This window comes from Brevibacillus nigriterrae (assembly GCF_049846925.1).
Lineage (GTDB): Bacteria > Bacillota > Bacilli > Brevibacillales > Brevibacillaceae > Brevibacillus_H.
In genome coordinates this window covers 36288-46525 of sequence record NZ_JBNCMT010000033.1, presented here as the reverse complement: position 1 = coordinate 46525, position 10238 = coordinate 36288, and the positions used below count along the sequence as shown (strand labels likewise).

The following is a 10238-nucleotide window of genomic DNA, read 5'->3' as shown; positions in this document are numbered from 1 at the left end:
CTCCAAGTAATGAGCTGTGCAAATGGTTCGATCATGACCCGGAAAAATTCGACCAGTTCTCCCAGATGTATCAGACTGAACTGCTTCAGGAGCCTCGTTCAGCGTATCTGCAGCAATTGGTGAAAAGGGCACAGGAGGAAAAAGTAACGCTTTTGTATGGTGCCAAGGACCAGGAGCATAATCAGGCTTTGGTGCTGAAACGGGTACTGGATGAACAATTGAAAAAGAATCAGTAAATAATTTGACGCTTCCGTTCTATCAGAGGGAGGCGTTTTCTTATGTATAGACATATGGTATTGAAAAGAATGGCGAGAAGGGGTGCATGGAGTTGGCTGAAATCAGTGGAGTGGCGAAGACCCCCATCATGCGACAACGAATGGCTTCCACCAATCAGATGATTTCGTTTGCCAAGAATGTGAATCCTGCTTTTAACGCTGCGATTGCTGTTTCGTATGTCCTGATCGGGGACCGCTATGGTGTGACGGGAGATGTAGCCTTTTGCCAGGCAATCTATGAAACAAATTGGTTCCGGTTCGGAGGAAGCGTGCAAGCGGATCAGAACAATTTTGCAGGCTTAGGCGCAACCGGCGGAGGGGCTGCTGGTGCTTCCTTTGCAACTGTCGAAGAAGGAGTGATAGCGCATATTCAGCATTTGTATGCGTATGCGACAACGAGAAATCTCCCGGCAGGGGAACAGATAGTTGACCCTCGATATCCTTATGTGAAGAAAGGAAGTGCTCCCTATTGGGAGGATTTAGCGGGCAAGTGGGCAGTTCCCGGTTATGACCGGAGCAAATACCCCAGTCTGGAGGCGGCAGTGCGGGCGAAAGATGCATATGGCCATCGCATCATTCAACTCCATCAGCAAGTAGTCAATCTCACTGTGCCTGAACCTCCAGGTGAAGAGAATCCGCCTGAGCCAACCGATGATTATCCAAGGGAAACACCTGCATGGAAAAAGGAGGCAGTTGATTGGATGTATCAAGAAGGTCTCTTAACCAGTCCGGAATGGAAGGCAAAGATAGAAGAACCATTGCCATTATGGAGTCTTGCACTCATCCTCAAAAGGCTAGGAGCTCAACAGTCAGGAGATGAAACATGAATACTCTGGGAGTCATGACGAGCAGAATCAAGGTACCTTCATCATACATGCCCTATGTAGAAGTGGCTCAAGATGAGGGGTTTGACAGGACAGTCATCTTTACACCAGATCGTGTAGATTTGCAGAAGCGTACGATTTCCGGGTATGTTCTGGAGAATGGCGAATGGGTACAACAAACTGTGGATTACCCAACAATTTCTTTCGATATCGGTTATTATCATCAACCCCGGGCCAACGTGCAGGTGAGGAATATCAAGAATTGTACCGAGCTCCCATTTATTAACTATGGGCTGGGGAGTAAATGGAATATGCATGAAAGGCTTTTGAAGGTAGAAGAACTTCAGTCGTATCTGATTCCTACCGAATATGCTACAGATGTATCAACGGTCATGAAAATGGTAGATGAATATCAGTCTGTCATGCTAAAACCGATTTATGGGAAAGAGGGAAAAGGGATTGTTCGAATCAGCCATGCCAATGGCAATTATATGCTGGAGAAAGGTTTAACCAAGCAATCGTTCCGCTCCGTTAGGAAGCTCTCTCAACAGATTGAGACGATTTTGGGACGCCGACGCTTCCTGGTTCAGCGCTGGATTCCTATTCTCAATCAAAATGGCGTTGTTTTTGATGTTCGTGCTCTCGTACAGAAGAACAAACGTGGAAAGTGGAATGTACGGGGAACAGCGGTGCGTGAAGGAGTGAAGGGCAAAATCACTTCCAACTTGATGGATGGCGGGTATCCATTCGAGGTAGTTCCGTACCTGGCAAACATGCTCGGGAAGAAAAAAAGCAGGAAGATTTATCGGAAAGTAAAACAGCTTTCCCTGATTGTTTCAGAGCGAATGGAATCGTTGTACGAAAGGCGGCAGTCACAGTTAGGGATCGACTGGGGGATTGATCTGTTAGGAAACATTCATTTGATCGAAGTCAATATCAAGCCGGGCGTCTTGCCTTTTAAACAGGTGTTTGGAATCGACACAAAACAAGAAAGTATTCGCTGGCCGATCCAATATGCCAGATTTTTTGTCCGAAACAGGCGGAAATAAGCGTCTCCCCCAACTACCTGTGTCGATCAATGTGCTGTTACGTGGAAAAAGGAGGAATAAAACGAGGATTATTCAGAAGTTTTATCGAAATAAACAGAAAAATTCTTCTAAAGGGGGATTGGAAGAGTGAGCCTACACCAACACATGTATCGGGCTTTATTTGAGCAAAACCCCAGTTCAGTCTGTTCATTTGATATCAAAGGAAATATTATGAGCGCCAATGCTTCCTTTGAGGGATTAACAGGTTATGGCCTGAATGAACTGATAGGTCAGCATTTCACGCAATGGATTGACCCTGAGTCAAGGAACAAAACAAATGAGATGTTTGCCAGAGCACTTTCGGGTGATCAGGTAGAATGGGAGCTTTCCCTTATTCAAAAAAGTGGATCAAATCTCCATGCTCAAATCAGTTGTTTTCCCGTATACGGAAATAATCAAATTGTTGGCGTTGCTGCTGTTGTACAGGACAAGAGCAAACGGAAGCAAACCGAGCTTATCCTTCGCCAAAATGAAGAGAAACTTCGGATGATCACTGAAAATACGTCCGATATTATTTATCTGATGGATACAGATGCAAAAGTGACTTATCTGTCCCCATCATTCACTCGTATTCTTGGATATCAAGTAAGTGAGCTTCTCTTTACAAATGCGCTGGAAGGGTTTGCACGAAGTATCATTCATCCCGATGATGTTGAATATTTGCACAAGAAGCAGATGGAAGGCCTGGATGTAAAACAACCGTTTCAGATTGAATATCGAGTGAAGCATAAAGAAGGAAATTGGATCTTTTTTGAATCCATCGTTATGCCAATCATCAGAGATAATGGTGATCTGGAAGGTGCTGTTGTCGTGGCACGTGACGTCACGGAGAGGAAGCGCAACGAGGAGTTGCTGCGCATATCTGACAAGTTATCAGTGCTGGGAGAGTTGGCGGCAGGGATTGCTCATGAAATCAGGAACCCCTTGACTTCGATCAGAGGGTTTATCCAACTGTTCCAATCCTCTCAGCTTGATCCATTTCTCTATTACGATATCATTTTGTCTGAATTGGACAGGATCAATTTTATCGTAGGAGAGCTGCTGATTCTCGCCAAACCGCAAGCGACTCATTACAGACTGGCAGATTTGAACAGTATTATTTATGATGTGTTGCTGTTGCTTCAGCCACAGGCGACTCTGAAGGGAATTGAACTGAAGCTGAAGGTTACGGATTCAGTATCCATCCTTTGTGAGAAAAACCATCTGAAGCAAGTGTTTATCAACCTGATCAAAAATAGCATTGAAGCCAGCTCTCAGGATGGGACAATCCTTGTGAAGACAACCAGGATTAGCAATGACGAGATTCAAATTCAGTGTATTGATTACGGCTGTGGTATCCCGATGGATTTAATTCCACGTCTGGGCGAGCCTTTTTATACCACGAAAGCAAAAGGAACTGGATTAGGATTAATGGTCAGCAATAAAATAATAAAAGATCATCACGGGGAGTTGCAGATCCAAAGTGAGATGAATAAAGGGACTACAATTACGATCACACTTCCTATTGTTGATCCAATTACATAATACAGGAGGCATAAAGAAATGGAATACACCCGAATTCAAAGCATCAATGATCCGTTATTCAAACAAATGCATGATATGATGAGCCGCATTTTTCCACCGGAAGAGGTGCTGGCGTTCGATCTTTGGGCAGAGCCGTTAGAGGATGAAGGGATTCGCATTTTCGTAGCTGTCAAAGATGGACAAGTTGTTGGGGCTACAGAGTATCGTTATTATGAACATTTGCGTGTAGCCATGACGGATTTCACGATTATTGGAGAAGATGGACAAGGGATTGGAAGTTTTCTCGCCCGCAAAAGGCAAGAAGATTTGCAAGAGCTTGTGAAATTACTGGGGAAAGAGTTAATTGGAATGTTTGCGGAAATTTATAACCCCTACCTGGTTGACGATTATTCGTTTGGTGGAGTTAAATCGATGAATCCGTATGTCCGCCGAGAGGTTCTCTCTCATATGGGGTATCGACGACTGAATGTGGAATATGTACATCCATCCTGGAATAACGATGGAGAGGCAGTACAAGGCCTGGACTTGTGTTTCCTTCCATATAATAGACAGTTTGAGAGGTTTATCCCTTCCCAAATGGTGGTAAAATTTCTAACAGGATATTATGCTGTGCTGCCTAATAAACCTCAATCCTGGCACGAGATGATCAATAAAATTGAGCAGCAAGATCAAATTGAATTGTTACCAATTTAATAGAACTTTTTGGCAATTCATGATATTCTTGTTTGTAAAAATGATATTGTTAAAAATGTTATTTTTCTTCAAACACCAGTGACAGCGACGAGGGGGATATAGGTGACGAACAACTTATTGCTTAACTTACTTGGATTATTATTACCTGTGTTCCTCTGTCAGCTTGTTATTAAGGAAAATGATTCACAACGAAATCATTTTAGGAACCAGCTTTTGTTTGGTTTTATTATGGGGATTGCTTCCATTGCGTGCATGAGCTTTCCAATCGTGATTGGGGACAATACGGAGAGATTCTTGATGGATCTCAGGCTAATTCCCTTCTTAATGGCAATTCTTTATGGCGGATTTCGTGGCGGGCTTATTGCCTATTTATTGATCATCACCTATCGCTTGTTCCTTGGCGGTGGCATACCCTTCTATTCTGCATTGTTTGTTGCCTCTGTTCTTTTTATTGTCATTCCTGTTGTTACCTCGAAATATCATAACTACCCACTTCTTCGTAAATTAAAAGTGAGCATTAGTATTTCGCTCTTTGCCTACACGCTTGGCTATTTGAGCTTATATGCCTATTTCAGAGTAAATCATCAATTCGAGGCTCTGAAGGCGTACAATCCGTTGATATTTACAACGGTAGGAATCTCGTTTGTTCTTTCGATGGTGATTATGGTTCTTCTCATGGAGAACTTACTCGAAAATCAGAAGATTCGGGAACAAAATCGCAGGCTAGTGGAGAATTCGCAGGACTTGATTGGAATCATATGTGAAAGCAACTGGGTATATGTAAATCCCAAAGGGCTGCAACTCCTGGGGTGTACTAGCATCAGAGAATTGTCGGGGCGCCCTATTTATGAATTTCTACAGGTCAGTGATCATAAACAGTGTCAAGCGATATTCGAAGATGTGATCAGAAACAAAAAATCAGTCGGGCCAATCGAGTTTGGATGGGTATCGATTGACAGGCAGCTGATTCAGACCGAGGTGATCTGTAACCCCTATACCTTCGAAGGGAAGCCGGCTATTCAAATTGTTATCCGGGATATTACGAGCCGCAAGAAATCAGACGAGCTGCTCAAGGAAAGTGAGCAGCGGTATCGTTCTATCGTCGATTATCATCCTGATCTGATAGTCTGGTTTGATATAAATGCTCAATTATGCAGTATAAATCCATTTGGTGAAAAACTGATCGGGCTTTCGGCTGAGCAGCTCACTGGTAAAACGTGCAGTCATTTTTTTGACTCAGAAAATGAAGAACGGACAAAACGTCTTTTTCAATTAGCCCTGCAAGGATCACCACAAAATTTTGATGTCACTTTTAAAAGGCTCGACGGGAAACACGTCAATCTGAATGTAACGTTTATCCCGATCGTGGTAAAGGAACGGATTGTAGGGGTCTATGGGATAGCCAAGGATACGACACTGCAAAAACAGCTTTGGGACAAGCTGTACGAAAGTGAAGAACGTTATCGCTCCTTGGTGGAAGAATCGCCGGAAGCCATTTTTGTCACGCAAAAGGGAATGATTCAATATGTCAATCAGACGGGGATCAAGCTTTTGGGTGGCGCTGATAAAGAGTCAATTATTGGCAAGGAAGCGATAAGTTTTATCCATCCAGATTACCATGAATCACTCAAACAACAGATTTTTCAGGTGTCCCAGGGGAAAGCTGTAGATATTATTGATCAGAAGTGTGTGAGAATGGATGGGGATCAGCTTGATGTCGAATTAAAGGCCATTCCTACCTTCTTTAATGGAGAGCCGGCAACACACATTGTTCTCAACGATGTTACAGAACTTCGAAAAAGCCAAGAATACATACAACAGTCCGAAAAATTACATGTGGTTGGTCAATTGGCTGCTGGTATCGCACATGAGATCCGAAATCCATTAACAAGTTTGCGAGGATTTGTTCAATTAATTCAGCATGAATCCCACACGAACCCGGAGTTTTTGTCCATTATGCTGTCTGAGATTGATCGAATCAACACAATTGTAGGAGAGTTGCTCCTTCTAGCCAAACCGAAAAAGATGGATTTCGAGACAAAAGAACTGATTTCCATCGTTAGAGAAGTCAGTGCTCTCCTGGAACCGCAGGCGCTGCTACACAATATTGAATTTGTAACGAAAGTTGATACACCGGAAATCTATGTATATTGTGAAGAGAACAAATTAAAGCAAGTGTTTATCAATATCATAAAAAACGCGATGGAATCGATGTCTAAGGGGGGACGGGTGCACTTTCACATCACTCAAATAAACGACAAGGTATCGATTCGCATCATTGATCAGGGATGTGGGATCCCCAAGCATCAGTTGCCTAAAATTGGACAAGCATTTTATACATCCAAGGAAAAGGGGACAGGGCTTGGCATCATGATCAGTTACAGTATTATTAATAACCATCAGGGCACGATTACGATTGACAGCGAAGAGAACATTGGGACGGTTGTGGAAGTGGTGTTGCCAGTTGTCGATAACCCCACTATGAGCATTGAAGAAATTGAAATGGTATCCAATTAAAAGAACCACGTCCGTATTAGGGCGTGGTTTGCTTTTTCGAATCAGTCTGGTTGATCCAATTCTCAACATGTTGAACAAATGCACGGGTTGCCGGAGAAGAGAACTTACGTGAACGAACGGCAATTCCAATTTGGCGAGCCATCGGCGGGTCAGTATGAAACCAGTTACTGTGATGGTCTCCAGTTCCCTGCAAGGCTAGCAGGGGTAAGATTGTTGCACCTTCGCCTGCCTTAACCATCTGGAGGATCGTACTGGTTTCACGCAATTCAAAACGGATGTCAGGATAGATCTCGTATTGCTTGAACGTGTCTAGTATGAGTGATTGGCAGCCTGCATTCGGTAAAATAAATGGCTGCTTGTCTAAATACTGCAATGGAATTACCTTGTCCATTGCCTTTGAATGGTCGGGAGGCAGGACTGCGACTAACTCGTCATGGCAGAGAGGGGTTATTTCTATGGAGTGACAGGGAGTTGTTACGAAACCAGCTTGTACGATCCCCCTTGTAATCCACTCTTCAATTTCTTCGTAAGTACCTTCCACCACATGCAGATCAATCTCAGGAAAGGCTTGTTTAAAGGATGGAATCAGTGACGGCAACCAGGAAGCAGATATGCTTGGAAAGCTCCCAATTCGGACTGTTCCTTTCCGTAAGCTTTGATGACTCTCGATTTCTTCAAGAATCGTGCTCTCCAAGCGAAGCATTTCACGTATGTGTGGGACGATCTGTGCACCGATTTCGGATAGAGAGATGCCGTTCCGATTGCGAATCAGAAGAGTGGAACCAAGGGCTGACTCCAACCCAGCTATTGCATGACTGATTGCTGGCTGGCTTAAGCCGAGGATTTCACCTGCTTTGGAAAAACTTCCTGTTTCGACAACGGTAATGAATACCTTCAGTTGGGTCAAGGTCATGAAATCACCTAATTACATAAGTATTTACTCATATTATATATTCTAAAGATTCATTAGACGAATACTACTGCACGCCTTATTCTGAAAATACTAAAAAACAGAGGTGAGTGACAATGCTGAAACCAGGGAAAAGAGTCAGTGTAGGGATGATCGGTCTGGGGGGAGTAGGGGAGAAACTGCTTCGCACCTTTATACTGCATCCTGAGATCGAGGTAGTCGCAATCTGTGATGTGGATGAACAGAGGATACGCAGAATTGCCAGTGAGCTTGGGCGTGTGGTGTGGTCAACCGATTATCAGGAACTGCTGAATCGAGCGGAACCTGATTTAATCTACCTTGCTGTACCACCCAAGTATCATCACCCGATTGCGCTGGAGGTATTGCGACGCAAAAAGCACCTGTTATGTGAGAAGCCACTGGCAAATTCGCTTGCGGAAGCGCAGGAAATGTTACAAGCTGCAATGGAATCTGGTGTTGTACATGCCATGAATTTTCCTACCTACTATCGAAAAGCGTGGAGAGAACTGGCTTCACAGGTTGCTTCAGGAAGGATTGGCAGTGTACAAAAGATAGAAATTACGGCTAACTTCCCCGTATGGCCTCGTAAATGGCAACAGAACCAGTGGATTGGCGGCAGAGAACAGGGGGGATTTGTACGAGAGGTACTACCTCACTTCATTCATCTCACCCAGAAGCACTTCGGGCCGATTGTTGGAGTTGACGCATCCATAGATTATCCTGCAGATGCAAAGCTTTGCGAGACAGGTATTGCCGGTTGTCTCACACTTCAAGATGGAACCTCTGTATGGATTAATGGGGGAAGCGGAAAAACTGCTCAGGAGCAGGTAGCGTATACCGTTCATGGAACAAAAGGAACGCTGTCACTTGTAAATTGGGGGCAGCTAGAATACGCGGCTACAGGAGAACCGCTCGTTCCAGCTGAGATCAACCCACATGACCATCTGTATGAGCTGGTCACATGGGTTGTTCGAGGGATTCAAGGAGAACCAACGGATCTTATCTCTTTTCAGGAAGGATACCAGGTTCAGGAAATTTTGGAGCAACTGCTTCAAGGTTCGGCTACATAGGAGGGGAAGCTACTTTTTCCGATGTGGAGCGAGCTGGCTTTACTCGGTAATAGGTGGAGAAACTGAGCAGCGACAACAAAAAGAACGTGATCATGACGGTAAACATGATCTGCGGACTGTGATGATCATATAAATAGCCGCCGATCAACGGTCCAATCATTCGTCCAGCGTAACTGAACCCGTTAATCATTCCCTGATAGAATCCTTGATTGTCATCTGACGCCAGTTTTGCTGCAGCGGCAGGCACACCTGGCCAAACCAGAATTTCACCTAGCGTCATGATCACCATCGCAACCACGAAATAAGTAAATTGGGATTCTTGCAGTGCCAGAACGATGAAAGAAAGAACGTATAGCAGCACGCCGTAGATTAACTGTCTGGGCAAGGAAGGAATCCAGCGCTGCACAAAAACCGAACTGAACGGTTGAATCAGAATAATCAGGAACCCATTGATGGTCCACAGCAAGCTGTAAGAAGAGAGCGAAAGTCCAAGAGATTTCATATAAACAGGTATGGTTGACTGCCATTGTACATAGCAGACAAAACAGAACATCATACCGATTGAGAGCAGAAGAAGCGGAAGAGAAACGGCTGACCTTTGGAAAGGTCGGTCTTTTTTGCTTTGCTTCGTGTCCTTGACCGCTTTTGGCTGGAATGATTCAGCAGGCATACCCCGCCAGATTAACAGCAAAAACAGCACAAAGGTTAACGAGTTGGCTGCAAATGTATAGGTAAAAGAAAGGTCGGCAACCATTCCACCTAGCGTACATCCAAGGGCAACTCCAATATTGTTGGCGATGTACAGCAAATTGAAAGCTTTGCGCCCGCCTTCCGGCCAGATGCTTCCAGCCATGGCATTCAGTGAAGTGATCAGCATTCCTATCAAAAAGTTGATACAGATCATCATGAACACGAACCAGAACCAGGGATTGTAAAGTGCCAGCGAAAGTGTACAGCAAGCTGCCAGAGTAGCAGAAAGCATCTGGGTTGCTCGGCCACCGAGTCGATCATGCATAGTGCCACCGAGGAGGCTGCCAATAATTCCAGCACCTGCCTGGAGCATCAGGATCAGCCCCGCTACGGATAAAGAACGTCCGTAAACCTGAGTGATATAAATGGTGGTCAAAGGCCAAATAAAGGAGAATCCGGTCATGTTGATCGTAGCGGCAATGGCTAGGACCCAGAGTCGTTTTGGATACATGTTGTTCACCTGACTATCTTAGGATGGGGATTCTTTTACATAGGATCGCAATACCTGTATTCGAGTAAAGGTAACATGAAGTTAAAGGCTAATCAAGAATTTTTTGTTGAAAAAA

Annotated in this window: 9 protein-coding genes; 7 read left to right on the top strand and 2 right to left on the bottom strand. The window is 44.3% G+C overall.

The window, feature by feature from the left end; translation table 11 throughout:
- From ACPW7N_RS20945 to ACPW7N_RS20920, 6 genes are all read left to right on the top strand, one after another.
- The coding region (locus ACPW7N_RS20945) for a DUF488 domain-containing protein (protein WP_425653203.1) at positions 1-236 on the top strand (236 nt) is incomplete at its 5' end.
- Between the two features lie 86 nt (positions 237-322).
- Positions 323-1102 carry a glucosaminidase domain-containing protein gene (locus tag ACPW7N_RS20940; protein ID WP_425653201.1) on the top strand — a complete coding sequence of 260 codons (780 nt, stop codon included), beginning with the start codon at positions 323-325 and terminating at the stop codon, positions 1100-1102.
- Complete coding sequence (locus ACPW7N_RS20935) at positions 1099-2148, top strand: YheC/YheD family endospore coat-associated protein (RefSeq protein WP_425653200.1); 1050 nt, start codon at positions 1099-1101, stop codon at positions 2146-2148. The genes ACPW7N_RS20940 and ACPW7N_RS20935 overlap by 4 nt, the downstream gene beginning before the upstream one ends.
- A 126-nt stretch (positions 2149-2274) precedes the next feature.
- Complete coding sequence (locus ACPW7N_RS20930; protein ID WP_425653198.1) at positions 2275-3711, top strand: PAS domain-containing sensor histidine kinase; 1437 nt, start codon at positions 2275-2277, stop codon at positions 3709-3711.
- 18 nt (positions 3712-3729) lie between these two features.
- Positions 3730-4404, top strand: coding sequence for a GNAT family N-acetyltransferase (locus ACPW7N_RS20925; protein ID WP_425653197.1), 675 nt, complete (start codon positions 3730-3732; stop codon positions 4402-4404).
- 102 nt (positions 4405-4506) lie between these two features.
- Entirely contained in the window at positions 4507-6921 is a 2415-nt protein-coding gene (locus tag ACPW7N_RS20920) for a PAS domain S-box protein (RefSeq protein WP_425653196.1), read from the top strand.
- A gap of 16 nt (positions 6922-6937) precedes the next feature.
- Here ACPW7N_RS20920 and ACPW7N_RS20915 read toward each other — a convergent pair whose 3' ends face one another.
- Positions 6938-7828 carry a LysR family transcriptional regulator gene (locus tag ACPW7N_RS20915; protein WP_425653194.1) on the bottom strand — a complete coding sequence of 297 codons (891 nt, stop codon included), beginning with the start codon at positions 7826-7828 and terminating at the stop codon, positions 6938-6940.
- 119 nt (positions 7829-7947) lie between these two features.
- On the opposite strand from ACPW7N_RS20915, the gene ACPW7N_RS20910 reads away from it, so the two are divergent.
- Positions 7948-8922, top strand: a complete 975-nt coding sequence (locus tag ACPW7N_RS20910; protein ID WP_425653192.1) for a Gfo/Idh/MocA family protein — start codon at positions 7948-7950, stop codon at positions 8920-8922.
- Here the strand turns inward: ACPW7N_RS20910 and ACPW7N_RS20905 are convergent.
- Positions 8915-10123: an MDR family MFS transporter gene (locus tag ACPW7N_RS20905; protein ID WP_425653190.1), complete on the bottom strand. Its 1209-nt coding sequence runs from the start codon at positions 10121-10123 to the stop codon at positions 8915-8917. The two genes, ACPW7N_RS20910 and ACPW7N_RS20905, sit on opposite strands and share 8 nt — an antisense overlap.
- Positions 10124-10238 lie beyond the last annotated feature (115 nt).